A 26270-nucleotide genomic window follows, 5' to 3' on the forward strand; every position below is an offset into this window, starting at 1 on the left:
GAGGATGAAAAAAAGATAATGTTTTTAACAATGCAAAATAGCCTACACATCAAGAGAAAACTATGATTCGATTAATAAAAAAATACAAAAATCGTCGGCTTTATGATACCGAGACTAGTCAGTATATTACCCTTGAAGAATTGCAGCGTTATGTAGTAGAAGGGGTGCAATTTAAAGTGGAAGACTCACTCACCGAGAAAGATTTAACGAATGCTATCTTGCTTCAAATTATTGTGGAAATGGAGGCTGGTTCAACTCAATTTTTATCTTCAGATATTTTGCGGCAAATCATTTCCCTAGCTAATCATCCTATGCATGCTTCTTTGAAACAGATGATGGAGCAAATGTTCCAAGTTATGGAAAAGCCTTTACAAAATAATCCCTATCGTCAGGCGACTGAAACTTGGAATCAGCAAATGCAAAAAATGATGCAGCAATGGCAGAGTTTATTTAAAGGTTAGCTGTCGGGGTAAGTTTTAATGCAGTGGACTATAAGGTGATTTAATGATTTTTTATGGTGCATTGCAAAAAAAAATAGTCTAACCCATTGACAAGTCTGTTCTCTATGGACTAATATTATATTGTGCGATGCAACATAGAGGAGAGTATCATGGCTCAACAAAATTTCGAAAAATGGACTGAAATGGCTAAAAAATTGCAAGAGCCTTTTCAAGCTATAGCTGAATTGAATGTGAAAACTTTGCAAAGTATGCATTATTTAAAGCCTGAAGAGATTGCGGGTATTAAAAAGCCTGAAGAACTGTTGGAGAAGCAAATTAGTCTAGCTGTTGAAAATGGTCATAAAGCTTTAGATTACATGCAAAAATCTTTTCAAATTCTTGAGAAAGCAATGTTAGGTTTTGTTCACGAAGCTAAAAAAGCATCTGAAGTAAAGCATTAATTTAACTATCTTTTTAAAAAAGCAGTTCCAGTATTTAAACCTGAACTGCTTTTTTTATTTTCGCTTAAAACATGCCAAATCTTTGATAGGGTTAGCATTTACCACTGGTTTTAGGCATAGAATCACGCAAAAAGCATATAATTTTTTAAAGGATCAGGAATTGATTCTCTGAAAAGGTGGTATAGTCATTAAGAAATAATTGCTTAATTTTAAGTCAATAATATATTTTTTTTTAATGTTATTTTCAAGGAGGGTATTATGCAAGTCGGAGAAATCATGACATCTAACCCCGAACTCTTACTCACCACTGCTATAATTACGGAAGCAGCTAAAAAATTGCGAGAATGAAACTCTGGGTTTTTACCCTAAAAGCTTATTTTATTTTATTTTATTTTATTTTATTTTATTTTATTTTGTTGAGGTACGATATGGATGAAATAAAATGGACTTAAAATTATACACATAGAGTTATGGAAGTTTCTCATTAATCAATATAGCTTGACTAAAAATGGTGTATTAATCAAATAGAGCATTTAACTCTATATGCCGATTGTATCTATTGAAATTTTTCCAAGGGTTTTCTTTCTCTCCTAAACGCTGAAATATATTTTTCAAATGATAGAATTGGGGGTGTAAGGAACTATCATTCAGCTCTTCCCACTCCAGGGGCGTTGCGATAGGAGCTCCCTTTTTGGCACGTAAAGAATAGGGTGCTACTGCTGTCATAGCATAATCATTCCGTAAAAAATCAATAAATACTTTATTTCCACGTTTATTTTTTCGTTGCTCCAACGTCGTTATTTGGGGATGTTGTTGATGCAGCTTTTCTGCTATTTTTCTTGAAATTTCTTTAATTTTAGTAAATTTGCAGCGTGCTTTGATGGGCAAATGTATATGTAGGCCCCGGGAACCGGAAGTTTTGACAAAGGTTGTAAGTTCAAAATCATCAAATAGTTTTTTTAAAGCAAGTGCTGTTTCACGCACTTTTTCAAAATCATCATCCTGTGGATCTAAATCAAAAATAATTTGATCGGGTTTTTCGATTGAAGAAATAGTTGATAGGGAAATGTGCAGCTCCAAGGTATTTTGTCCTGCCAAATAGACCAAAGACTTTTTAGAATGGATGCCCACCATGCTCATTTCTGAATTTTCTTGTACGGTAGGTACCGTAAATTGTTTAATATAATCAGGAAAATAATGAGGGCGATGTTTGTTATAAAAACCCTCCTGATTAATACCATCAGGGTATCGTTTCAGACTGATCGGTCTATTTTTTACAAAAGGAAGAAGGTAATCTGCGATATTATAATAATACTCTGCGATTTCTTTCTTAGAAATCTTGTCATCTGGATAAAGTTGTTTATCTGGATGAGAGATGTCAACACCAGTAATTTCCATAGGGTTTCTCCCAAGAGGTTTGTAATACCGATTATTTGTGTTCTTCTCGGTGTACTTCTTTTGCATCCTTGTCCTTTCGAAGCACCGAAAAAACAGGGATGTATTAATTTTCCAGGTTACGTTCGCATCGGTTTTTAAATAAATCATATTGCCAACAGCTGGCATTTTTGAATTACAGAGATATTTTCCTTATTCTTTGCAGTTGTTCCTTGATGCTCTTTGGTTTTCCTAACCTGCTTGTTGCTGATCATTTTTTTAACTGTCTTTTGTTGGACATTATTTAATCCTTGTTTTTGTGATATAGAATAAACTTTAACTCGACTCTTAGGCCAAGTTAAGGTCAGATAAATTATTTTCTTATAACTTAATTGATATTATGGACAATAAAATCACAATATATGAAGTTATTGTTCTATTAATTAAATTTGAACAAAATAATCTAATCAATGGGTGTTTCTAGCGTTGGGAAAAAATACTTTTTTAGTTTTCTACAAGAGGATACAATGCCCCAAGATGAGAATGATTCTATGAATGAGATTACTAAAATGGGGGCATTGGGTGATCATTTTTCGTTATTTAGCTAAAGAAGTGTTTATCACTTTGATTTCGCTAACCTCCATACTGGTGTTAATTTTTCTGAGTAATCAGCTAATTCAATATCTCAACAGGGCTGCCTCTGGAAGTATTCCTGGTGTTATTATTATGAAGTTAATGATATTGGAATTGCCTACTTTACTGAGCTTCTTGGTTCCATTAGGTTTTTATATCGCCATGTTGCTTGCATATGGTCGTTTATATGCTGAAAGTGAGATGACAGTATTAGGGGCTTGTGGTTATGGACCAAATCAATTATTAAAACACAGTTTTATAATGGCTACAGGGGTAGCCATTATTGTTGCTGTGATAATGATTTGGGGAAGTCCTTTAATTTATATCGAACGAGCCAAGTTGTTACGTAGTACGGGAATACAAACTTTAGTACAAACGATTATGCCTGGACGTTTCCATGCTATAAATGATGGTCAGGAAGTATTTTATGTCCAATCTATGAGTCGTGATCATACTAAGGCAAAGCAAATATTTCTCGCAAAAAAAAGCTCTGTAAATGAACGAACACGTTGGGATATATTATGGGCTGATCAAGCCTTTGCTGAAACGGATGCAAAAACAGGGGAGGACTACATTATCTTGGAAAATGGTAAAGAATACCAAGGGACTCCTGGTCAGGCGGATTATCAAGTTGCAGAATTTGGCCAATATAAAGCACGGTTACCGCACCCCGTAATTAAAATTTCTGATGATCTTCGCACAATAAGCACTGCAAGTTTATTACCTTATAATAATGAAAACGTTGCCAAGGCTGCTGAATTACAATGGCGTTTATCGGTACCAATCATGGTATTTACTTTGACTTTAATTGCTGTTCCTTTGAGTCGTATTAACCCTCGTTCAGGAAAATATGCCAAGTTATTACCCGCAATTATTGTTTATATTGTATATGCAAATTTATTGTTCATTGCGCGTGATGTAATGATTTCCGGAAAAACCCCACAATGGATAGGTTTATGGTGGGTACATCTGATTGTTATTAGTTTTGGATTATTTCTAAACTGGCGTAATCAGGTGAAGTTGGCATAAGCATGAAAATATTAGATCGCTACATTGCAAAAACAGTTCTTAGCTCTATTGGGTTAGTCACATTAATGTTAGTAGGGCTGCAAATTTTTATTTTATTTGTCGGTGAAATAGGTGATTTAGGACGAGCTGATTATGGCATTGTTCAGGCAATTTTCTTTATTTTGTTACAAATGCCCTATCAAATCTATTTATTTTTTCCCATGGCAAGTCTTCTTGGCTGTTTGATTGGGCTTGGGATTTTGGCCAATCATAGCGAATTGGTCATAATGCGTGCTACAGGAATGTCTATTGGGCAAGTCACTTGGGCAGTTTTAAAGGCATCGGTATTACTTATCGTATTGGTTACTGTACTGGGGGAAACTTTAGTACCCTATTTATCCCATTATTCCAATGACTACAAGACTGCTGCAGTCAGTGGAGGGCAAACTTTAAGAACCTCACAGGGGTCTTGGATGCGCTATGGAAATGATTTTATTTCTGTCGGACTCATACAGCCCAAAAATGTCCTCAATAACATTTATCAATTTCGTTTTGATGAGCATCATCATTTAAAAATGTCTCGTTTTATTTATGAGGCGAGATATACCCCTACAGGTTGGGTTGCTTATGGGATACAACAAACAGATTTTGATGCAGATCAAACCAAAGTTCAGACTTTTACTTCCCTTCCTTGGGACGTGTACGTAAAACCAAAAATCTTAATGATTAGCAGTGTTGAACCTGATGAAATGACCTTAAAAGAATTGAATCGCTACATTCGGGAGCAGAAACACAATCATCAGAATGTGCATAATTATCAGTTTGCTTTTTTACAACGGATTATTCAACCGTTTACGACCATGGTAATGATGATCCTCGCCATCCCGTTTATTTTTGGTCCATTGCGCTCAACGACTATGGGGTCGAAATTGTTGGTGGGGGCCGCAGTGGGATTTAGCTTTCATATCTTGAGCCGCTTTTTTGGTCCGCTCAGCACGGTATTTCAGTTGCCGCCTGAATTAGCTGCTTTGGGCCCAACTTTTATTTTCGCACTATTGGGCTTGTATTTGATGAGAAGAGTGAGATAAACGTGTAAGTTACTTACACTCTTTTGTTTTCTCACTACGGATCTCTAACTTTCCTGAATATGTTAATTTCTTATTTCTTTTACTCATTTCGCAGAGTACTAAAAGGGTCGATTGATCATAGGGTAAGGTTCTGTTAATGGAACTCGTCAAATTCTCTTTAGCGCCACTGCCAGTTAAATCGATGGAAGTAGCTATGTGGGTATCAGAAGTTTGGTCAAGTTTTAAAGCCATACTTTGTATAAATATTATATGGTGATGCTTTTCTATAGTTTTTTTTGGTTCTTTAAAAATTGTCTATACTTAATATCAGTAACAAACAATAAAAGTTCACTTTGTAGGAGACTACTTATGACTAGCCACATTGATGATACACCCTCTGAACCTACTTATACTTCCACTTCATACAAAGTGCAGTACCAAAAAGCTAAAGAAACCCCTGAACAAAAACTAATTAGAGAATTAGAGACCCAACTGAGTGAAGTCCAAGGTAAAAAAGGTGAAAGGCATGAACACAAAGCTAATGTAATTAAGGCTGCTCTTGATTTTCTTAAAGAACAAGACCCTATGGAACGGCAGGAAAAACGTAGGGAATTAACTGAGGCAATTCGCGACAATCCTAAATATGACAAGGCCTTATTTAGTAGCAAAACAAAAGATTTAATTGATCAGGTGGTAAATGCACATCCAGATAATTCACAGTCATATAATCTTTAATATTATAAGACAATGAACAGTGCATTAGTTAGGACGTATGCTGCGTCAAACCTGAAAAATTATTTTTATAGTACCCAGGTAATGAAAAAGGTTTCAGAGGTCTTGAGTTTTTTAATGCCTAATCATGAGTTACATTTATTTCCTGAGGCTACGATCAAAACGAATAAACTACCCAATGGCCTGCTCATAAAAAGTGAGTTGGGTAAAACTATGCTTATGCCAGCTATTTTACGTGATCCAGGATGTGGTTTTTTGCTTTTTCACATTAAAAATATTAATGCTGATTCTTCAATAGATGTTGCTCACTCCGTCTTAAAATTTTGTAGAAAACTAGAAAAAACAAGGATCCAATTAGATAATAGCTGGCATGATATTCTTTGTTGTGGAATTAATCATTTAAATAAGGCTAATGAATATCCTCATAATTATTTTTCCATTGATCTTAAGTTTCTTTATTTGGATATCGAGTTGGGCCGGCTCAATAGAGATATCAATAATATAACTAATACTCTTGAGTTAAAGACAGTGCAACCCTTGTCTATGACTAGAAGACACAATGAGTTGTTTGGTTTTCTTCACACTGGCAGTGAATATTTTCCAGAATACATCCATAAGCATTGGTCTAGAGTTGCAGCGGATTACAGCTATCGAAATGGATTATCAACGCTTAATGCAATGAACCAAGGTATGTATGGTTTTCCTGATTCGATAGAGGAGGCTTATGAATACCAACAAGAATTAAAAGCGGCAATGAATTACTGCGTTTTTAAACGCTATTGGATTTTTAATCAATTAAAAAGATACCTCCATGAACAGCATAAAGATGTTGAAATCACTGTTCTGAGCGATAATTGTCATGCTGGTTTATTCGAAATGAAAAAAAATGATAAAAAGTACTTGTTGCAATCTAGGGGAGTGCAACTCCTTATTAATGGACAAACTCCCTATTTAATGGCCGGACATAAAGAATCTGAGTCTTTTCTATTGAAAGGATATTCGGGTAAAGAACTGGCTTATCTTGGTCATGGAACCAGTTACTCAATTGATCGCAACTTTAAATACGCTGAGTTATTGGGGCGTCAAAAAGTAGCGCAATCTTTAAATCAATTAAAATATATAATGACTAATACCAAACTAGAGGAGGATAAATGTTTAGCTTATACCTATAACATTCAAAAACAAAAAGAGTATTTAGAACAGTCTTCTTTAAATTTTAGTCCATTATATCCACTGGTTAATTATCAAGGCCCCTATTTACGTCGAGTACTCAATCATGACAATAAATCACAACACTGATGAAATACTGCCATTTTCATTTGGCAATTTGTCTACAAGTAATTATCTGTGGTTAACCTTGACCAATTTATGCAACCTTCATTGTAAATATTGCTTTAATTATATTTCGCATTGCAATGAACACATGTCTGCTGATCTTTCCGTCAACATTGTTAAGTCTCAACTCTTGTCTCTTGATAAAAATAAGTCAGAAAAATTCTTTGTGACCTATTTTGGCGGGGAACCTACACTCAATCATGCAGCCTTAATGAGTTCAGTTCATTTTCTTATTGATAATGATGTTAATTGCCGCCAATGTTTAATGACCAATGGTGTTTTCAATTCACGAACTTTTACAGACTTAATAAATAAAGATATTGAATTTCAAGTCTCATTTGATGGGAAGAATAATAACTTACGGTTCAATAAAAATTTAACCAAAGCAGTGTTTACTGAAACTTTGGAGACCATTAAAAAACTCACAAGCAATAAGGAATCCGTTTGCATTCGCGCTACCATTCATCAAGATAACGTAAAAAATTTACCTAGCTTAGTACAATTGTGCGATGCTTATGGTGTTCGAAGATTACAAATTGCTCCGATTTGTAATTTTGGAGATGCTGAAGCAAATGCAGTCCAACAACCTGATCTAAATGAATATTTCGAATTATTTTGCAAAGCATTTGAACTGTCTTTGCAATACAATGTGCACATTGATCTTCATGGAGAAAAATATTTTAATCATATTAAAAATCAAAAAATGAAAATTCCCTTTGTTTGGCTTCCTGATGGGTATGTGGCGATGAGTATTACCTATGCGAGCTCGAGAATAAAAGGCGCAGAAAAAATCATTATTGGCAAGTTCAATGAAGTTGAGAATAGGATAGATTTAAACAATTCGCTTATTGATCAAATGAAACATAATTTTCTTAAAAATAGAAAAAAGTATTGCCATGATTGTCCTATTCGTGATCTATGTTGCGGCAATATACATTTCACCCCCTTTGCAACGGATACCTTTAATCCAAAACGCGATCGTTATTTTTGTGAGTTAGCTATAAGAACGGTGAAGGAGTTTAGGGAGTGAACTTTGAATGAGCTGGTCTTATCACCAGCAAAGAAACTCCTTGGGAATGCTCTCATAGCTCCCTGAATGTAAGGCGATAGAAACATCTCATTTCCTTTGTACATTTTTTCATTTAAAATGGCTTGTCTTTGGAGGAAAAAGCTATCACTGTTATACTACTTGTCCTGCGGCCCATCCCGATGACCAAGCCCATTGAAAATTATATCCTCCTAACCAACCGGTAACATCCAAGGCTTCGCCAATGAAATAAAGCCCGGGGATATCCTGAGCTTCCATAGTTTTGGAAGAAATTGCATGGCAATCTATACCACCAATAGTTACTTCAGCAGTACGATATCCTTCAGTCCCGTTAGGTTTTACCAACCAGGAGTTAAGCTGTTTTGCTACAGATTCCAAATGATGATTGGAGAGTTTGGCAAGTTTCTTTTCAGCAATTTCTGGTGAAATAAAGAGCTCGATAACGCGTTTAGGTAAATGTGTGGACAAGATAGAGTTTAATTGTTTTTGTGGTTTTTCAGTTCGCGCGCTTTTTAAGTAATTCAAGAGATTGATTTCGGGCAATAAATTGATGCAGATACTTTCTCCTGCATGCCAATAAGAGGATAATTGTAAAATTGCAGGGCCGCTCAAACCGCGATGAGTAAATAAGGTATTTTCACGAAATTCAATACGCGCATTTTTAACTAAACTATCAATACCAATCCCCGAAAGCAGGGAGATTCTTTCTTTTTCCAATACGTCCAGAGTAAGAGGAACCAATCCCGCTCGAGTAGGCCATACATTAATACCAAATTGCTCTGCTACTTTGTAGGCAAATGGGCTAGCCCCCATGGTAGGTATGGATAAACCTCCACTGGCAACAACTAAAGATTGACAGTGAAATATCCCCCTGGTGGTTTGCAGTTTAAAGCTTTGTAATTTTTGAATTTTTTCTACACAGGTATTTAGGTGGACCATGACCCCTGCGGCATCGCACTCTTTTAGCAACATTTCTACAATATCTTTCGATTTATTATCGCAAAATAATTGTCCTAATGTTTTTTCATGAAAGGGAATTTTATGTTTTTTAACAAGCTCAATAAAATCCCATTGAGTATAGCGAGTTAAAGCAGATTTAAAAAAATGAGGGTTATGGGAGTTGTATTTTTCAGGTTCAATATAATAATTCGTAAAATTACAACGCCCCCCTCCTGACATTAAAATTTTTTTACCTGCTTTATTTGCATGATCCAATACAAGGACTTTACGGTGACGTTTACCCGCTTCAATGGCACACATTAAACCTGCAGCACCTGCACCTATAATAATGACATCAACTGCTTCCATATTGGATTGACTTGTGTTAAATCTAAACATGTGCAAGGGTAACATGTGATGTGCGTGATTCAAAGAGTTGGTCTTGAGTACAAAGGGATTTTTGATGCACTTATTTATTATAAATACATTTTATGTATGTTCTTAAACGTCTTTTAGCAATAGCATTAGGTGTTATTGTATTGCCAATACGTATCTTGGCATACAATGCCCTTTATGAAGCGATTGCATTTCTTTTGGGAGTTGTTGGTGTAATCAGCTTACCTGTTTACTTGGCATCTGTTTTTAATGATCATGGCGTTTCCACTGCGAAGAATTTTCTACTGATAACGGTGGTTATTTTTCCACTTGTAGTGACAGCAATCGCAATTGGTTTTGCATTTACAACCGCTTTTCTAGTTTACAATACTGTAATCAACATGCTTGAATCGTTCTGGCTAGGTTTTAGGAGTGGATTACTGTATGAGATGGATGGTTTTTGGAATGCATTAGCTTCGCAACATACTTTAACGCAAGACATCGATACACATATTAGGGCTTTTCAGTCCGGTGTGCATCCCGATGAGTTAATCGAGGATGTTGATTTTGATGGCTTCCAACGAATAAGAGGGGAATTGCAAGATGTTGTTGTAGTAAAGGAGGATTTGGAAGTTCCGGATTTAGAAAGTAAAGACCTCCGGGAATTTTATACATTATTAAATGACAGTGAATTAGAAAAAATCGATACACTCATAAAGGAATTGACCAATCTCCAAGATCTTTTATCTCTAGAACAAAAACGACAGTTGAATGCTTTAAAAACTTTGTATACTCAACATAACGATTTATCAAAAAAACTGGAGGATGTACGAACTGCTTTGGTGGAAAATGATAAAAGCCGAATTAAGGATGAAATGGTAGCCTATAATGAGGTGGAAACCCCGATATTATTGGTGAAACAATATTTAAAAGAGGGAAAATGGCATAATGTCCCTGCAAATAGCTACGTTACTGATAAAGAAAGTTTATTACATTGGTTAAAGCAAAATCCCAAACATCCTCTTAATAAAGATCTTCTGAAAAAACCAGAGTATTATAACAAAATGGAAACAAGATATATTTGGTATGAACTGACCCTAGAGGATTGCTCATCCCAAGAATTAGCTGAGGCTGCTGCAAAAATGAATGATTTGGTGCTCGCTTTAATTCCTCTATTGCCTCTGCAAAAAATAAATCGGGGACTAGGCACTGTACCTCAATCATTTTTTGGCCCAGGGGTCAATAATTCTGAGTCACCTGAAGTAAAGTTGGATAATACCTTTACGGGCCAGACTTTGGGATGATTCTAAAAGTAATCTTTATACAAGAATAAATTGAACTTTATGGTTCTTTTTTTTTTTCATAATTATGGTGCTAATTTAAGCTTATACTGTAAGTATTAAAGTGATCTATTTTAAGGACTATCATCATGGATGAACTGGATATTTTGCAATTATTTTATGATGAGATGAAAAATCGCAGTGCAACTCGAGATCAAGTTTTTTTAAATATGGAGGAAGAGGCAGCAGCAATGCTTTCTCAAAAATCAGGACAATCTATATCCGTTGTCGATCTACAAAAATTAACGGATATCTGTATCGCTAATCAATGGCTGGAGCGAACGACGGCTGATCCTAATTATAAATATTTATCATTAACTGAAGCAGGACTACAAGTTATTATAGCGAATCAATACAGTTAACCTGGAAAAAGCGGTTAAGTTCTACTGTGCAAACTAAGAACATCGAATCTACTAATTTTTTTCACTGTACAGGTGACTACCGCTTTCACAAAAAATTCAAAATAATCCCGTATCTTCAGTAATTTCAGCTGGCTCCCTGCGAACTAAACAGCTTTTTCTATGTTAATTGCATATCAAGGGTATAAACTTTAAGCAAAAGTAGGTAAAATGTATCATTTTATTCTTTTTTGTTGTCAATATGCCAAAACGAACCGATATAAAATCCATTCTTATCCTTGGAGCAGGTCCTATTATAATAGGACAAGCTTGTGAATTTGATTACTCTGGAACCCAAGCAGTACGTGCCTTAAAGGAAGAAGGTTATCGTGTGATCTTGGTCAACTCCAATCCAGCTACCATTATGACGGATCCAGAACTTGCAGATGCAACTTATGTTGAACCGGTATCCTGGAAAGAAGTAGCACGTATTATTGAAATTGAACGTCCAGATGCGCTCTTGCCGACTATGGGTGGACAGACAGCACTTAACTGTGCCCTGGATTTAGTACGTGAGGGAGTTTTAGCAAAGTATAATGTAGAAATGATCGGCGCAACACGAGAGGCGATTGATCGCGCTGAAGATAGAGAAAAATTTCGTCAATTGATGATTAAAATTGGCTTGGATATGCCGCGTTCGGCGATTGCCCATAGCTTGGAAGAGGCAATCCAGGTCCAGGCTCAATTGGGTTATCCGGCAATTATTCGTCCCTCTTTTACTATGGGAGGCAGCGGTGGTGGTATTGCATATAATCGTGAAGAATTTGAAGAAATTTGTATGCGTGGGTTAGAGTTATCACCAACTCATGAGTTGCTGATTGATGAATCAGTACTCGGTTGGAAAGAGTTCGAAATGGAAGTAGTGCGTGATAAAAATGATAATTGCATTATTGTCTGTACTATTGAAAACTTTGATCCTATGGGTGTTCACACTGGTGATTCCATTACTGTGGCTCCTGCGCAAACACTTACTGATAAAGAGTTTCAACGTATGCGGGATGCCGCCATTAAAGTATTACGGGCAGTAGGGGTTGATACTGGGGGTTCAAACGTACAATTTGCTGTTAATCCAGAAGATGGGCGAATGCTTGTGGTTGAAATGAACCCAAGAGTTTCTCGAAGCTCTGCTTTGGCCTCCAAGGCAACTGGCTTTCCTATTGCAAAAGTGGCTGCAAAACTCGCTGTTGGCTACACGCTCGATGAGCTAAAAAATGAAATTACTGGTGGTAAGACTCCGGCTTCGTTTGAACCAAGCATTGATTATATAGTCACTAAAGTGCCGCGATTTAATTTTGATAAATTCCCTCAAACTTCAGATATCCTGACGACACAAATGAAGTCAGTCGGTGAGGTGATGGCAATTGGATCCAATTTCCAGGAGTCCTTACAAAAAGCAATACGAGGTTTAGAGATAGGGCGTTGTGGTTTGCATCCTTTATTCAAGAAAAACGATTTGGCACGTTTAAGAGGCCATTTGCGAGCACCAACTCCGGATAGGCTTTGGTATATCGCTGATGCTTTTAGAAACAATATCACCCTTGAAGAAATTCATCAGGAAAGTCGTGTTGACCCTTGGTTTTTGGCGCAAGTTGAGGAGCTGGTTGCTCTGGAACGTTCTGTGGCCGGGAAAAAATTGGCAGATGTCGATGCGCTTACTTTACGCCTTCTGAAGCGACGTGGTTTTGCCGATGCTTATTTGGCTACACTTTGGTCGTGCTCTGAAGAGGAGGTACGCAAGCAACGAAAAGAACTAGGGATTGTTCCTGTTTACAAACGCATTGATTCCTGTGCAGGTGAGTTCCCCAGTGATACGGCTTATATGTATTCATGTTATGAAACCAGTTGTGAAGCTCGCCCTGATACCGGTAAGAAAAAAATTATGATTCTTGGTGGAGGGCCTAATCGAATTGGTCAGGGAATTGAATTTGATTATTGTTGTGTGCATGCAGCGATGGCGCTTCGGAGCGCAGGTTGTCAGACTATTATGGTTAATTGCAACCCTGAAACAGTTTCTACCGATTTTGATACTTCCGATCGCCTGTATTTTGAACCTGTGACTCTAGAAGATGTTTTGGGGATTGTAGATGTAGAAAAACCAGAGGGAGTTATTGTCCATTACGGTGGACAAACCCCTTTAAAATTAGCACGAGCGTTAGAAGCAAATGGTGTTAAAATAATAGGGACCTCTCCAGATGCAATTGATAGGGCAGAAGACAGAGATCGGTTTCAAAAATTAGTCACAGAATTGAAATTACATCAACCTGATAATGGTACTGTGCGTAGTGAGGCAGAAGCCATCGCCTTAGCAAACAAGATCGGTTATCCGTTAGTGGTAAGACCTTCATATGTTCTTGGAGGGCGCGCTATGGAAGTTGTCTATCAAGAAGATGATTTGCGCCATTATTTATCGCATGCAGTTGCTGTATCCAATGATTCTCCCGTATTGTTGGATAAATTTTTAAATGATGCAATTGAAGTAGATATTGACGCAGTTTGTGATGGCAAAGAGGTGTTGATTGGTGCGGTAATGGAGCACATAGAACAAGCCGGTATTCATTCAGGCGATTCGGCCTGTACTTTACCCCCATTTAGTCTCAGTGTTGTGGTACAACAGGATTTAATGGAGCAAATGCGGCAAATGGCATTGAAGTTAGGAGTAGTTGGTTTGATTAATGCGCAATTTGCTATTCAAGCGGATGACATTTATGTTCTGGAGGTAAACCCAAGAGCCTCACGGACTGTTCCTTTTGTTTCCAAAGCGACAGGTTTACCTTTGGCCAAAATAGCAGCTCTTTGCAAACTGGGGATTAGCTTAAAAGAACAAGGTTTAAGCCAAAACCACCATATGCCATCCTTTTATTCAATTAAGCTCCCCGTTTTCCCTTTTATCAAATTTTCTGGGGTAGACTCTATTCTTGGCCCTGAAATGAAATCTACAGGGGAAGTAATGGGTATTGCCAGACGTTTTGGACAAGCTTATGCTAAGGCACAATTGGGAGCAGGTTCTAATATACCCAAGCGTCGTCGTGCTTTTGTTTCCGTTAGGGATGCCGATAAAACGCGAGTGGGTGAAATTGCCAAGCGATTGATTGAATTAGGTTTTGAAATCATTGCAACACGTGGCACCGCTTTGGCTTTACAAGCAGCAGGGGTTGATTGTCGCCGCGTATTTAAGGTGAACGAGGGTAGACCGCATGTTTTAGATTTTATAAAAAATAACGAAATTGATTTTATTGTGAATACAACCGAGGGTAAGCAAGCAATCGCTGATTCTTTTGCAATTAGACGCAATGCATTACAACACAAGGTTAGCTATACTACAACCTTGTCAGGAGCTGAGGCTGCTTGTTTGGCCATGAAATATGAAGATAGAGAAACTGTGACTCGTTTGCAGGATTTGCATTAACAAATACACTGCATCCAAGTTACACTTATCACTAAATTTAATAATCTCATTTTCTTCTGAGGAGGGAATTGAGATTAAAAGATAAATTACCAGGGAATTATTTTTGAGGTAAATATGAGCAAACACCCCATGACAGTTCAAGGTGCAGAAGCACTTAATTCAGAATTACAACGTTTAAAATTTGTTGACAGGCCTCGTATTGTGGAAGCGATTGCTACAGCAAGGGCACATGGTGATTTGAAAGAAAATGCCGAATATCATGCAGCCCGAGAACAGCAAAGCTTCAATGAGGGCCGTATTCAAGAACTGGAAGCAAAATTATCCCATGCACAAATTATCGACATCAGCAAATTACCCAATAACGGCAAGGTAGTCTTTGGTTGTACAGTAACTGTATGCCATATCGCTACAGATGCGAAGGTAACTTACAAAATTGTTGGTGAAGATGAGGCTGACATTAAACAGAATAAAATCTCCTACAGCTCTCCTATTGGCCGTGCTTTAATTGGCAAAGATTTAGATGACACAGTCACCGTAAATACACCAGGAGGTATGGTGGAATATGAAATAATTGATGTGGAATACATTTAAGTAGTTAATTGCTCTTCCCCTCCTCTATCTATTTGCCACGGTTCCGCATAGGCTGGGCTGCTAAGCCCATAGCCGTTGCGTGGTAAGACGTGTTGTCATTCCTGTTTATGCGCAGGAATCTAGAAGTAATTAAGTGCACAATGCCAATATGGAAAATGGATCGCAGACTGCGCGGGGGAGCAAAAATTCACTTGCGAATTGATTAAAACTAATTCTTGTGCCGTAAGCAGGGCTGTTAAGCCCTGCTTTGTATCAATTGTATTACCTAAGTGATGATGTGGTCTGGATTATAGGGGAAAACCAAGTTAATTCTCTGATTAAGGTTGAAATACTTCCTGCTGAATACCACCGACAACCCATTGAGTGCTGTTAGGAAATTGACGGAAATGCCAGATTTCATCAAGTTGGCTCATAGGCTCATCATCCTCTTTAATGGAGCCGGTAAAGTGAACGCTTGCAATGAGTGAGTTAGATTGTTTTGAAACATCAAGTAACTTCGCGTCTAAAGTGATGACTTCTGTTTTATTTGACGAATTTCCTCGCTCATCTAACTGCATCTTTATTTCTGCAAATACTTCGGGTGCTGTGAATTCACTTAAATCTTGAAGGTTTTTTTTGTCATAGGCAGCTTGCAGGCGGTTAAATGTTACTTTAGCTTCACGTAAAAAGCTCTCAGGTACAAAACCTTCAGGGTATTGAGAAAAGTTATTCGTGGCACCGCTCTCTGAACTGCTGTTAAATGATTGGGTAAAGTTATTAAAAGGTTTTTGGTTAAATGGATTGGTTTGTCCCTGTCCTGATTGAAAACCCGGCTGCATTCTTTTGCGGAAAAAGCCAATAACAAAAAAGAGAACTGCTCCAATAATTAACCATGACAAGATTCCATTGGCAAAACCATGCCCCATAAATAAACTAGTAAGTAAGCCGCCAATTAATAAGCCGCTAAGTAATCCTCCCCATCTGCTGGGATTTTTTGTATTTTGTCCAAGAACATTCGATTTCTGTACCTTATTTGGTGAAAACAAGGCACTTTGGGAACGCTGTATGCCAAAACTTCTGCCGGCACCAAAGCGTTTGGCAGAAGCTTCGTGAACTAACAGCCCAAAACTTAGTAACGTAATAAGTAAATAGGAAATAAACGTACGCATTGTATGAGCCCTTTCTTTTAATAGAGTTAGTAAGTATATAGAATTCGGATGAATCTGTCTCTCTGTGATTAAAATTTTAGCCAGACTCTGGTTTTAAGAGTTAAACTATAGACTCATTCAATGTAAATCCATTTAGAATTCCCGGTGTAAATGGATTAACCTGATTATTTGTTTTTAACAGGTAACGCCCTGAGTTGCTATTGATTTCAAATAGAATTTGCAAGCTGGAACTGTCTTGTTCATCAACGAGAACATTCACCTTTTCAAGTAGTTTAAATAAAGCCCAGATTCCTTGTTCTGCAAGCTCATAGTGATTGCCTTCAATTGAATTAAGAGCAAGTTTTGCGTGGGATTGAGGCCAGGTAAAACGAATAACAGACTCGGTGCTTTGATTATCGGTCAATTTTGTGCTGCCAATCTGAAGCTCCAGGTTTGCAACCACAGGATCAAGGCTAATTTTTTGCAGACTAAAATCAATTCTACTTTCTTCGCCATGGTCAGGGAAAAACATATTGGTAATTATATTCGCACGTATCAGCGCATCTAATGTTTCTGATGCTATAGGTAATACGGAGTCATTTACTGCTTTAGGCTTCCATTCTGCATTAGAAATATCTAGAAATGGTTTAACATAGTTTTCAGTAAATGAATTTAATGCACCATGAGTAGAAAAGAAATGGTTGAAATCATTTATTGAAATTTCTTCTTGCTGTGATGCATCAAAAGGATAGCGTCTGGCAATAGTGTTTTGGAATTCTCTATAAACGGTTTGATGCCATTGTTGGTTAATATACTGACGACTGTCTTTGATAAGAATCCCCCACGTATCACTTGCTAATTGTTTTGTCCAGGTACTTAGAGGTTCGGGTAATTGTCGTGCTTGGTTATAAAGTAAACTTACTGGATCGGAGGCACTGTCGCTAGCAAAACGTGTTTTGGTAATATTAAACGCAGTTTTACCTCCATCATTTATCATAGATAAAGTAGAAATAAAGCGCTCCAAATCAACGATTTTCAGACTTAATTCTTTAATGCTGGAAAGGCTCATTAAGTTTAAATCAGTAAATTGATTGGCAATAGATTGATTGAATAGCGATGTGCTATTACTCAAGTCAGCTTTGGTTTCTTGTTGGATTAAGCCGACCATTTTGCTTAATGCATGAGATTGCTCCAGATTTTTAACCACTTGCCGGCCAGCTTGATAATCTTGATAATGCAAGGGTTGTGATTTGCGCATGAACGTTTGCCACCAGGTGACATAATCAAAACAATATGCCTGAGTTATCATTTCCTGTAATTGGTTTAAATCATTACGCGCTAAAACCCAGTTTTCTTTTTGCAGACTGTGGCTAATATCAGGGACTCTTTGCATCACTTCATTAAAACCTGAGCGGGTAAAGTAACCAGGTAATTCATTAGTAGCCAATACAAAACCATTAATTGCAATTTTTTGTTTGGCATTAGGTAAATACTCTTTTGCAATCGAGTAATAGAGGTAACTCGTGGGCAAGGCATTTAAATAATTCCTGGCATCACTAACTACCTGTGGCTTCACGGTTATATTTTTGGGGGGGGTGCTTAATAAGTGCTTTAATAGTGCCAGCTGTTTGTTTAAAGAACTTTCAGGCTGGTTTTTCCATTGAGCAGCAAACCAATCATGTACTTGCATTGCTGAAAAATGTTCCGGCTGGCCTAGCATCAGATAAATTTTCAAGGCGTTATAACGAACGATGGGGGTATTTCCTGAATTATTGATTACATCTTCCAGCTCGCCGGTTAATGAAGGTAAAAATTCACCATGGAGACGATTTTCAGCATTGTAGTGCAAATTGTGTTTTAATTGATGCACTGTGGGTAGCGACAAGGAATTACTGGGGATATTACTCATCGTTTTTGCGGCTTTGGATAAATGATACAGGGCCTGTTTTTCTTTGTTTTTCTGACTATTCAGTACATCATAAGCAAGTAATTCTTTACTTGCTTCATCCAATAAATGAGCTGTTTTATAATGGTTATAGCTTAAGATCAGCAAGCTGATTCCTGCAATACTCGCAGTAACTGCAATAATGGGCTTTTGCGAAAATTTTCTGATTTGTGGAATTTGACTGCAATGCTCCTGGATGGTTTTTAATGCTCCTTCAACAAAATAGGCTCTGAAATTTGTTGCTTGAGGAAATGTATCCTGGACCATCAAGGCATATTCGTGCTGGATTTTCTTATTCAGACGGTCAATACTCACGCCACCTTGCTCTGCACTACTAAAATAAATGGAATGTAAATTAAAAAGTTTGAGTGAGATTCCCTGAATTAATGCGTGAATAGGAGCACGCAAGCTAGCTACCTGTAAGGGAAATTCCCGAATTAAACTGCGTCTCATTGTAGAACGCGCGGGATGCATTTTGTTAATTACTTGTTGACCAAGTTGTTCGGTGAGCTGATTGAATTGGAATGAGTATGCTTCTATTTTTTTCTTTAACTCATTCCTGCAATCAAGCGAAAACCCTAAAGGTTTCGATAAATTAGTTGTATGTTCTGATTGGTAAAATTCGGTGAACCCGGCAAGGGTATCCATTTTGGTAAACATCAGCGCAAGATTAATGGAATAACCCAGGTTAGTTCCAAATCGCTCCAACAGTTGCAAATGTGCTTTCTTCTGTTCTGCAAACTGACTTGGATCCGCAATAAGTAAGTCGTTTACATCAATGCATAAAACAAGACCAGTAATTTTTAGATACGTATTGCACCGGTTCAATTGCTTCAGGGTATTAAGTAATAAGGTTTTGCTGTTGGTAAGCCAATTTTCACCAAGCTCAATAATAATCCCTTTCTGATTAAAATATATTTTGGCATGTTGTTCGCTAAAAACAGGTATTTCTTCCAAATTACTCTGCTTTAATATGGCCGACTTTCCTTGAGCATTTTTTCCAGTAATCACTATAAAAGAAAGCTGATTGCTTTGTGGCTTTAATTGTGAAAGTATTTTTTTTATAGCATCACATAATGCGCGTAAAGAATTGTCCATCAGCTATCCAGAAGAGCAAGTTGGGTATGTCCAAATAAAACATTTTTTGCTTTATTTTCCAATAAGTATTGGCTGGTCAAAAAAGCAAGTGTTACCACAGTAATCGCAGTAATCAAAGTTATTATGACAGCTTTATAATTTTTTTTAACAATTTTAGGTATAGGGTTTTCATTAAATAAACGGCGTGGTTGATTAAAACGATTTTGCTGAATTATTTGATAAAGATCTTCAATATAGTTATCCAAAACCTGGCGTCCATCAGGTTTGAGATGGTAATGGCCCTCAAAGCCAATGATCAGGAGAAAATAAACCAACTCAATAAGATCAAGGTATTGGTTTGGTCTTTCTTTTATGTAATTGAGGATTTCAAAAAAACGATGTTGTGGTTGAGCATTATCGTTAGAGAGGGGTGTGAACGCTTTAAATTCGGCGGTAATTTGATACACGCGCATGTAATTTTTACCCAAGATTTCATCTATGGTCGCTGCCATTAAATAATGGGCGATGGCAGCAAAGTCTGTCGGGTATTTCGATGCATCCATTTTGCTCTGAAAAGCAAGGAGCTCATGTTCAATATTGTCTCTGATGTTCTCAATGGCAGGCAATGAAGGGCTAAGACACAGCCGTTCCAGTAGCGATAAAAGAGGCCCTGCTGCCGCAACTAAAGCATTAGTTGAAAAAGGAGCAATAAATAATTTGGAGCGATAGTAACCTTGCGGGACAAGTATTGTTCCCGAATCAACAAGTTGACTGCTGACCAATGAGGCTGGATAATGCGCAACGGTCATAGTCTTGCTCCTAGTAGGTCCTGATTCAAGCATGAATTCTTTTGCAAACACTCGAAGTTTAAAAGAAGATGATACGTTATATATCGCTTATAGTTCAAGTGAGTCAAGTTTTTAAACTGTTAATGTGCTGCTAGCAAAAGTCACTATCTAGATTGGCAAGGTTTTACCTGGATAATGGGTATTGGTTGGTGCAGCCTGTACTGTTTGAATCGCTTTGACAATATCCCTAATTTCCATAGGGGTATGGTGGCTTTCTCCTAACTTATCACAAGCTAATTTTAGATCCCCGTTGTCTTCGAACGCAGTCTTTATTTTATGAATTAAAGGAGACAAAGTACGGTTTTGATTGCCAAAAAAATTAGATTGGGAGCCTTGATAACATTCAGTACACGCTTCTAATAAACCTATTAGCATGGCTGTAGTATGAGTTTTGTTGCCATTAGGATTTGGGGCTACCCTAATCAATTCAAGCCTGCTTTTGACTTGACTTAACGATCTCGGTAAAAATAAATTTTTTAGTGCTTGCTCAGAAAGCTTATTTAAAATCATGGTTTGCTCCCTAGAGGAAGCCGCATAAGACAGAAAAGAAGAAAATTTCAGCAAATCTTTTGCAAAAATTTTTTCAAATCCCGTTTTAGAGAAGCCGCTTAAAAAATCAGTTTGCTTTTCTTTAGGAACAAGAGCAAAAAATTCAACAGCTTGTTGGGGATCATTTATATTCCTCTCAAACCAATTTCTTTCATGAAGCCTTTTAAATAATTGAGCTATATTTTTTTGGGGTAATTCATTTAAAACGTCATTCAAATCAGAAGAATAAAATGAAATGTTTTCAAGCTTATCCACAATTTTTGAAAAATCTGCGTCTTCTTCTTTTGGTGGTGTAAATGCAGCGTGTAGGCCATTAAGTTGATTTTGGAACCCAGGAATTTCTTTTGCGCATATTGTTTCAATTTCTGATTTAAGTTGGGTGAATGTTTGTTCTTGATGTGGAATCCCAGCGCTTAAGTTTGTTGTCGCCATAAAAACTAAAAATCGAATATTCTGATACAAAGCTGCTTTTGCCCCAGGCTCAGTGAATTGGCTTTCTATTATATTAGAAATTTGCGCTAAATATTTTGAGAAAGACTCTTGATTGACTGCCAGAAAACTTCGAGTCATTGAATCAAATACATTTTTTTCTTCCAAACTTGATGTCGATTCAACCTCATAATAATCGCGTCGATAACAACCATAAGGGTCTTCCTTTCTGAATCGATGGCTATCATAAGCAAAAGGGCCGCCAAAACCATCAAATGTGATGCATGAAGACGAGGACGCTGTAAAAATAATTTTTGAGCAGTTTACTCCTAAAGTTGCTACGATTTGAGATTCATATTCTTTTTGATACTCTGGGTCTAACAAACCACTTTTGTTCTTATAGCTTGTTCCAAAACACACCACCACTTGAATCGTGTCGGAAAATTCATGTTCTCTCATTAACCTTCTTAAAAAAGAAAAAGAATTAGAACTGAGTCCACCTCCAAAATGCAGCATCATCATTTTTTGTATTTCATTATTGTTCATGTCAAGAATTGAGACGGCCACGCAGTCTGAGAGACCTCCCGTGTACATCCCTTTATAATTACTGTTTTTTTTATCTAAAAGGACAAAAACCTCAGGCAAATTATTTAAACCAGACATCTCAACGAGCTTTAATTGAGCATTATCGTGTATGGGCGGAGTAATTAACTCAGAAAATAAAAAATCCTTTCCTTTTTTTTGTTCATCTATAGGTGCTTTCATGATCAATACCCGCCAATTTACTATTTAAAAAATTACCATGATGATTTTATTTTAATTAGGTGAAGTTAATGCTTCATTAAGTAGAAATGAATGATTGGAATGGCCTAGTACGAATTGGATCGCAGTCTTAAGGCTGACTTTTCTCCAATATTCCTAATGTGTAAGTAAGAGATTGCTCTTAAGGATAGCTTCTCTCCTGTATAGAATGACACCTATATCTTGTACAGAAGTTAAAATTAGAACTGAACTCAAATCGCGTAGCTGTTGGTGTTGAATTTATTTGCATCCCTCATGAACAATAAGGTACTATTCGGGTTTGCAAAATATAGAACTATTTTGGTACTATATTTATAATATGGATAGAAAATTGAGCAAGAGAATATTTTGTTTCAAATTAAGACTTATTTAGTACTAGATTATTCGATTTTGAGGTGTTATGCTGCGCATCAGCAAGTTGGCCGATTATGGAACAGTTGTGATGGTTTATCTCGCCAGGCACGCGCAAGAATTATGTAATGCTCGTGATATTGCATTACATACTCATCTGACTGTACCTACGGTAAGTAAAATTTTAAAACGTTTAACCAGTGCAGGTTTGTTAACTTCCGTACGTGGAGTGACTGGAGGATATCGATTGCGACGGCCTGCAACTGAAATTTCTGTGTCGCAAATAATTTTTGCATTTGAAGAACATCGTGGTTTCACAGAGTGCAGTTTGCAACCTAATGATTGTTCATTGCAAGGTGTTTGCACTATTCAGGGTAATTGGCGATTAATTAGCCAAGCAATTGAAACCGCTTTGGATAGTGTAAGTTTAGCCACTTTGGCTAGACCAAGTTTGCAAGCACAAGATGTGGAGCGAGTTCGACAATTGGCAAGTGGAGTTAATCGTGGCTAAAAGCAGTGAGCAAATTAATTCTCTGCTCGATAGAGAATATCAACATGGGTTTACAACCGACATTGAAGTAGATACTTTTGAGCCGGGACTGGACGAAGACGTTATTCGTCGTTTGTCAGCAATTAAAGGTGAGCCAGAATTTTTGCTTGAATGGCGTTTAAAAGCCTATAGGCATTGGTTAACCATGTCTCCTCCTCAATGGTCCAGCGTTCATTACCCGCCTGTGGATTATAAGGCTCTTTCGTATTATTCAGCGCCAAAAATGAAAAAAGATGCGCCTAAGAGTCTGGATGAGGTCGATCCTGAGTTACTAAGAACTTATGAGAAACTGGGTATTCCTTTAAGAGAACAAGAAATGCTGGCTGGAGTTGCTGTAGATGCTGTTTTTGATAGTGTTTCCGTGGCAACTACGTTTAAAGCGAAACTCGCTGAAAAAGGTGTTATTTTTTGTCCTATTTCTGAAGCAGTACATAAACATCCAGAGTTGCTCATGCAATATTTAGGCTCGGTAGTACCGTATCGGGATAATTTTTATGCTGCTTTGAATTCGGCCGTATTTAGTGATGGTTCTTTTGTATATGTTCCCAAAGGGGTGCGTTGCCCGATGGAATTATCAACTTATTTTCGAATTAATGCTGCCTCTACAGGACAATTTGAGCGTACCTTGATTATCGCTGATGTGGATAGTTACGTTTCTTATCTTGAAGGTTGTACCGCACCCATGCGTGATGAAAATCAACTCCATGCTGCCGTAGTTGAGTTGATTGCTATGGATGGGGCGCAAATTAAATATTCTACGGTGCAAAACTGGTATCCAGGTGATAAGGAAGGAAAAGGTGGGATTTATAATTTTGTGACGAAACGTGGCGCTTGCCGCGGAAAACGCTCTAAAATTTCCTGGACGCAAATTGAAACGGGTTCTGCAATTACCTGGAAATATCCCAGTGTTATTTTACAAGGAGATGATTCCGTTGGTGAGTTCTATTCAGTTGCCTTAACTAATAATTATCAACAAGCCGATACCGGCACAAAAATGATCCATATTGGCAAAAACACGCGTTCAACTATTATTTCCAAAGGGATCAGTGCAGGACGTGCACATAATGCTTATCGCGGTTTGGTTCGTATCGCACCAACAGCAACGAATGCACGAAATTATACTCAGTGCGATTCAATGCTAATGGGCTCTGAATGTTCCGCACATACCTTTCCTTATATAGAAGTCAAGAACCCCACCGCACAAGTAGAACATGAAGCAACTACTTCCAAGATCAGTGAAGAGCAATTGTTTTATTGTCAACAACGAGGAATCGATACTGAGGATGCTGTTTCGATGATCGTCAATGGTTTTTGTAAGCAGGTATTAAAAGAATTACCTATGGAATTTGCGGTGGAAGCGACTAAATTGCTAGGTCTAAGTTTAGAAGGGGCAGTAGGTTAATATGTTAAAAATTAAAGAGCTAAATGTTGAAATAAATGACCAATCCATTTTAAAAGGCATTAATCTTCAGGTAAATGCAGGTGAAGTCCATGCCATTATGGGACCTAATGGCTCAGGCAAAAGCACCCTGTCCAAAGTATTAGCCGGCCATCCTTCTTATCAACTGATTAGTGGGGAAATAAACTATTTAGGACAGGATTTAACCCCGTTGTCTCCCGAAGAAAGAGCGCGTGCCGGTATTTTTCTGTCGTTTCAATATCCGGTGGAAATACCTGGTGTAACGAATGTTAACTTTCTTAAAGCTTCTGTTAATGCAGTACGTAAAGGCCAGGGTAAAAACACACTGGATGCCATTGAATTCCTGACATTCATTCGAGAGAAATGCCAGTTACTGGAAATGGATGAAAGCTTTCTGTATCGCAGCATTAATGAAGGGTTTTCGGGCGGCGAAAAAAAGCGTAATGAAATTTTACAAATGGCAGCTTTGGAACCAAAGCTCGCTATTCTTGATGAGACTGATTCAGGCTTGGATATTGATGCACTACGTATTATTTCACATGGTGTTAATGCAATGCGGTCTCCCGAACGTTCTATTATTTTAGTAACGCATTATCAGCGCTTGCTTGATTATATTGAGCCGGATTTTATCCATGTGCTGGTAAATGGTCGTATTATTATGTCCGGCGATAAATCATTAGCGCTCGAATTAGAGAAAAAAGGGTACAGCTGGCTTGAGGAAACGGTGTAGTGATATGAGCGAGATTTTGGATTTTTACCAACAACGAGCAAATGCTGGTTTATCTACTTTGCCTTGGCTCGCCCAATTGCAAACTAAGGCATTAATGGATTTGAATCGACGTGGATTTCCAACGCGACATGATGAAGACTGGAAATATACTAGTGTCGAGGCATTATTAAATCAGCCGTTTATGCGTTTTAATACTACAGAGAACCTCAATGAGTCTGAGGTATATACGGATGAAATAAGCTCTGATTTACCAATAAATCAGCATATATTGATTCGCAATGGACTCATTTTGGGTGTGGAGCAGCTTGCCAAAACCTTACCTAAAGGCGTATTAGTACTTCCTTTAGCAGTTGCATTGACACAACATCCAGAATTACTTAAGCCTTATCTGGGAACTGTTTTAAAACAAGAGCATGGTTTTCATTATTTAAATACGGCGATGATTCACTGTGGTGTGTTGATTTATATTCCATCAGGTGTTGTTCTTGAAGAGCCAATAGCCTTAACTCATGTACAGACTCAAGCAAATCAGGCAGTTTATTTGCGGCACTTGATTGTTGCCGAGGAAAACAGTCAGGCTGCAATAGTTGAAGACTATCAAGGTTTGGCTGATTGTTGTTATTTGACGAATACGGTAACTGAGATTGTTGTTGGTGCTGGTGCAAAATTAACACATTATACCCTGCAAAGAGAGAGTAAATCTGCTTTTCATATAGGCCATCTGTCGGTGAACCAATCAGAAGGCAGTGAATTTGCTAATCATTCTTTAAGCCTTGGCGGGCAATGGGTGCGCTCTGATATCAGCTTGTATTTGCAAGAAGAAAAAACACATTCTTTGATGAATGGGATTTATGCTCCTGCTGAAGGACAACATGTGGATCATCATACCACAGTGCAGCATCTAGTACCTTCTTGCAGTAGTGAACAAGATTATAAAGGCATTCTCACTGGACGTTCACGTGCAGTATTTAATGGTAAGGTATTTGTTGCTAAAGATGCCCAGCATACTGATGCCAAACAACAAAATAAAAACCTATTACTCTCAGCAAATGCAGAGGTGGATACTAAGCCGCAGTTGGAAATTTTTGCCGATGATGTATTGTGCTCTCATGGTGCGACGGTTGGACAATTGGATGAGGAAGCATTATTTTATTTGGCAACTCGTGGGATTGGTCGACTTGAAGCATCGCATTATTTAATTCATGCTTTTGCTAGTGATAATCTTCGGCTTATCCCCCATCGCCAATTAGCGGAGTATATGGGGCATTTATTAACACAACAGTTGGGGTAAGCTAG

The 26270-nt window shown here is 37.6% G+C and carries 21 protein-coding genes; 15 read left to right on the forward strand and 6 right to left on the reverse strand.

What is annotated here, in order from left to right:
• The first annotated feature begins 62 nt into the window (after window positions 1-62).
• Together Lpar_RS01700 and Lpar_RS01705 are read left to right on the forward strand one after the other, a co-directional pair.
• The gene (locus Lpar_RS01700) at window positions 63-461 is read left to right on the forward strand and encodes a polyhydroxyalkanoate synthesis regulator DNA-binding domain-containing protein (protein WP_058516270.1); all 399 of its coding nucleotides are present in this window, start codon (window positions 63-65) and stop codon (window positions 459-461) included.
• 149 nt (window positions 462-610) lie between these two features.
• Window positions 611-901, forward strand: coding sequence for a phasin family protein (locus Lpar_RS01705; protein WP_058516271.1), 291 nt, complete (start codon window positions 611-613; stop codon window positions 899-901).
• Window positions 902-1417: 516 nt separating this feature from the next.
• Here the strand turns inward: Lpar_RS01705 and ligD are convergent.
• Window positions 1418-2365, reverse strand: coding sequence for a non-homologous end-joining DNA ligase (ligD, locus tag Lpar_RS01710; RefSeq protein WP_237759325.1), 948 nt, complete (start codon window positions 2363-2365; stop codon window positions 1418-1420).
• A 492-nt stretch (window positions 2366-2857) separates the two neighbouring features.
• Here ligD and lptF point away from each other — a divergent pair, with 492 nt between their 5' ends.
• The 5 genes from lptF (at window position 2858) to Lpar_RS01740 (ending at window position 8080) form a co-directional block, all read left to right on the forward strand.
• Entirely contained in the window at window positions 2858-3937 is a 1080-nt protein-coding gene (gene lptF / locus Lpar_RS01715) for an LPS export ABC transporter permease LptF (protein ID WP_058516436.1), read from the forward strand.
• On the forward strand, window positions 3934-5004 hold the full coding sequence (gene lptG, locus Lpar_RS01720; RefSeq protein WP_058516273.1) for an LPS export ABC transporter permease LptG: 1071 nt from the start codon (window positions 3934-3936) through the stop codon (window positions 5002-5004). Before lptF ends, lptG begins: the two co-directional genes overlap by 4 nt.
• 348 nt (window positions 5005-5352) lie before the next feature.
• On the forward strand, window positions 5353-5718 hold the full coding sequence (locus Lpar_RS01730) for a hypothetical protein (RefSeq protein ID WP_058516275.1): 366 nt from the start codon (window positions 5353-5355) through the stop codon (window positions 5716-5718).
• Between the two features lie 81 nt (window positions 5719-5799).
• A complete protein-coding gene (locus Lpar_RS01735) occupies window positions 5800-7014 on the forward strand; it encodes an RtcB family protein (protein ID WP_162264334.1) in 1215 nt (404 codons plus the stop codon).
• On the forward strand, window positions 6992-8080 hold the full coding sequence (locus tag Lpar_RS01740) for a radical SAM protein (protein ID WP_082650310.1): 1089 nt from the start codon (window positions 6992-6994) through the stop codon (window positions 8078-8080). Before Lpar_RS01735 ends, Lpar_RS01740 begins: the two co-directional genes overlap by 23 nt.
• 150 nt (window positions 8081-8230) lie before the next feature.
• Here the strand turns inward: Lpar_RS01740 and Lpar_RS01745 are convergent, their stop codons facing one another.
• The gene (locus tag Lpar_RS01745; protein ID WP_058516278.1) at window positions 8231-9406 is read right to left on the reverse strand and encodes a BaiN/RdsA family NAD(P)/FAD-dependent oxidoreductase; all 1176 of its coding nucleotides are present in this window, start codon (window positions 9404-9406) and stop codon (window positions 8231-8233) included.
• A 122-nt stretch (window positions 9407-9528) separates the two neighbouring features.
• Here Lpar_RS01745 and Lpar_RS01750 point away from each other — a divergent pair, with 122 nt between their 5' ends.
• The 4 genes from Lpar_RS01750 (at window position 9529) to greA (ending at window position 15147) form a co-directional block, all read left to right on the forward strand.
• Window positions 9529-10716: a hypothetical protein gene (locus Lpar_RS01750; RefSeq protein WP_058516279.1), complete on the forward strand. Its 1188-nt coding sequence runs from the start codon at window positions 9529-9531 to the stop codon at window positions 10714-10716.
• Between the two features lie 125 nt (window positions 10717-10841).
• A complete protein-coding gene (locus tag Lpar_RS01755) occupies window positions 10842-11114 on the forward strand; it encodes a hypothetical protein (RefSeq protein ID WP_058516280.1) in 273 nt (90 codons plus the stop codon).
• A gap of 238 nt (window positions 11115-11352) precedes the next feature.
• A complete protein-coding gene (gene carB / locus Lpar_RS01760; protein WP_058516281.1) occupies window positions 11353-14556 on the forward strand; it encodes a carbamoyl-phosphate synthase large subunit in 3204 nt (1067 codons plus the stop codon).
• A 114-nt stretch (window positions 14557-14670) separates the two neighbouring features.
• Entirely contained in the window at window positions 14671-15147 is a 477-nt protein-coding gene (gene greA, locus Lpar_RS01765) for a transcription elongation factor GreA (protein WP_058516282.1), read from the forward strand.
• A gap of 317 nt (window positions 15148-15464) precedes the next feature.
• On the opposite strand, the gene Lpar_RS01770 is transcribed toward greA, so the two are convergent.
• The 4 genes from Lpar_RS01770 to Lpar_RS01785 all read right to left on the reverse strand — a co-directional run bounded on the left by Lpar_RS01770 (window position 15465) and on the right by Lpar_RS01785 (window position 21887).
• Window positions 15465-16295 (reverse strand): Tim44 domain-containing protein, encoded by an 831-nt coding sequence (locus Lpar_RS01770; protein ID WP_058516283.1) that lies wholly within the window; start codon window positions 16293-16295, stop codon window positions 15465-15467.
• 100 nt (window positions 16296-16395) lie between these two features.
• Window positions 16396-19317 (reverse strand): type IVB secretion system protein IcmF, encoded by a 2922-nt coding sequence (gene icmF, locus Lpar_RS01775; RefSeq protein WP_058516284.1) that lies wholly within the window; start codon window positions 19315-19317, stop codon window positions 16396-16398.
• Entirely contained in the window at window positions 19317-20105 is a 789-nt protein-coding gene (gene icmH, locus Lpar_RS01780) for a type IVB secretion system protein IcmH/DotU (RefSeq protein WP_058516285.1), read from the reverse strand. The genes icmF and icmH overlap by 1 nt, the downstream gene beginning before the upstream one ends.
• A 147-nt stretch (window positions 20106-20252) precedes the next feature.
• Window positions 20253-21887 (reverse strand): hypothetical protein, encoded by a 1635-nt coding sequence (locus tag Lpar_RS01785; protein WP_058516286.1) that lies wholly within the window; start codon window positions 21885-21887, stop codon window positions 20253-20255.
• Between the two features lie 436 nt (window positions 21888-22323).
• Between Lpar_RS01785 and Lpar_RS01790 the strand changes: the two genes are divergently transcribed.
• Genes Lpar_RS01790 through sufD form a run of 4 tightly spaced genes read left to right on the forward strand, consistent with a single transcriptional unit; the run spans window position 22324 to window position 26265 of the window.
• Entirely contained in the window at window positions 22324-22785 is a 462-nt protein-coding gene (locus Lpar_RS01790; RefSeq protein ID WP_058516287.1) for an SUF system Fe-S cluster assembly regulator, read from the forward strand.
• A complete protein-coding gene (gene sufB, locus Lpar_RS01795) occupies window positions 22778-24226 on the forward strand; it encodes a Fe-S cluster assembly protein SufB (protein WP_058516288.1) in 1449 nt (482 codons plus the stop codon). The genes Lpar_RS01790 and sufB overlap by 8 nt, the downstream gene beginning before the upstream one ends.
• A 1-nt stretch (window position 24227) precedes the next feature.
• The gene (gene sufC / locus Lpar_RS01800; protein ID WP_058516289.1) at window positions 24228-24974 is read left to right on the forward strand and encodes a Fe-S cluster assembly ATPase SufC; all 747 of its coding nucleotides are present in this window, start codon (window positions 24228-24230) and stop codon (window positions 24972-24974) included.
• A gap of 4 nt (window positions 24975-24978) precedes the next feature.
• On the forward strand, window positions 24979-26265 hold the full coding sequence (gene sufD / locus Lpar_RS01805; RefSeq protein ID WP_058516290.1) for a Fe-S cluster assembly protein SufD: 1287 nt from the start codon (window positions 24979-24981) through the stop codon (window positions 26263-26265).
• Window positions 26266-26270: the final 5 nt, after the last annotated feature.

Origin of the sequence: Legionella parisiensis (assembly GCF_001467945.1) — a bacterium.
Classification (GTDB): Bacteria; Pseudomonadota; Gammaproteobacteria; order Legionellales; family Legionellaceae; genus Legionella; species Legionella parisiensis.

Bases quoted from the DNA above. Each gene is read 5' to 3' on its own strand.
- Lpar_RS01700 (WP_058516270.1), top strand. From the start codon at position 63: ATGATTCGATTAATAAAAAAATACAAAAATCGTCGGCTTTATGATACC.
- Lpar_RS01705 (WP_058516271.1), top strand. From the start codon at position 611: ATGGCTCAACAAAATTTCGAAAAATGGACTGAAATGGCTAAAAAATTG.
- ligD (WP_237759325.1), bottom strand. From the start codon at position 2,365: ATGCAAAAGAAGTACACCGAGAAGAACACAAATAATCGGTATTACAAA.
- Lpar_RS01730 (WP_058516275.1), top strand. From the start codon at position 5,353: ATGACTAGCCACATTGATGATACACCCTCTGAACCTACTTATACTTCC.
- Lpar_RS01735 (WP_162264334.1), top strand. From the start codon at position 5,800: ATGAAAAAGGTTTCAGAGGTCTTGAGTTTTTTAATGCCTAATCATGAG.
- Lpar_RS01740 (WP_082650310.1), top strand. From the start codon at position 6,992: ATGACAATAAATCACAACACTGATGAAATACTGCCATTTTCATTTGGC.
- Lpar_RS01745 (WP_058516278.1), bottom strand. From the start codon at position 9,406: ATGGAAGCAGTTGATGTCATTATTATAGGTGCAGGTGCTGCAGGTTTA.
- Lpar_RS01750 (WP_058516279.1), top strand. From the start codon at position 9,529: ATGTATGTTCTTAAACGTCTTTTAGCAATAGCATTAGGTGTTATTGTA.
- Lpar_RS01755 (WP_058516280.1), top strand. From the start codon at position 10,842: ATGGATGAACTGGATATTTTGCAATTATTTTATGATGAGATGAAAAAT.
- carB (WP_058516281.1), top strand. From the start codon at position 11,353: ATGCCAAAACGAACCGATATAAAATCCATTCTTATCCTTGGAGCAGGT.
- greA (WP_058516282.1), top strand. From the start codon at position 14,671: ATGAGCAAACACCCCATGACAGTTCAAGGTGCAGAAGCACTTAATTCA.
- Lpar_RS01770 (WP_058516283.1), bottom strand. From the start codon at position 16,295: ATGCGTACGTTTATTTCCTATTTACTTATTACGTTACTAAGTTTTGGG.
- icmF (WP_058516284.1), bottom strand. From the start codon at position 19,317: ATGGACAATTCTTTACGCGCATTATGTGATGCTATAAAAAAAATACTT.
- icmH (WP_058516285.1), bottom strand. From the start codon at position 20,105: ATGACCGTTGCGCATTATCCAGCCTCATTGGTCAGCAGTCAACTTGTT.
- Lpar_RS01785 (WP_058516286.1), bottom strand. From the start codon at position 21,887: ATGAAAGCACCTATAGATGAACAAAAAAAAGGAAAGGATTTTTTATTT.
- Lpar_RS01790 (WP_058516287.1), top strand. From the start codon at position 22,324: ATGCTGCGCATCAGCAAGTTGGCCGATTATGGAACAGTTGTGATGGTT.
- sufC (WP_058516289.1), top strand. From the start codon at position 24,228: ATGTTAAAAATTAAAGAGCTAAATGTTGAAATAAATGACCAATCCATT.
- sufD (WP_058516290.1), top strand. From the start codon at position 24,979: ATGAGCGAGATTTTGGATTTTTACCAACAACGAGCAAATGCTGGTTTA.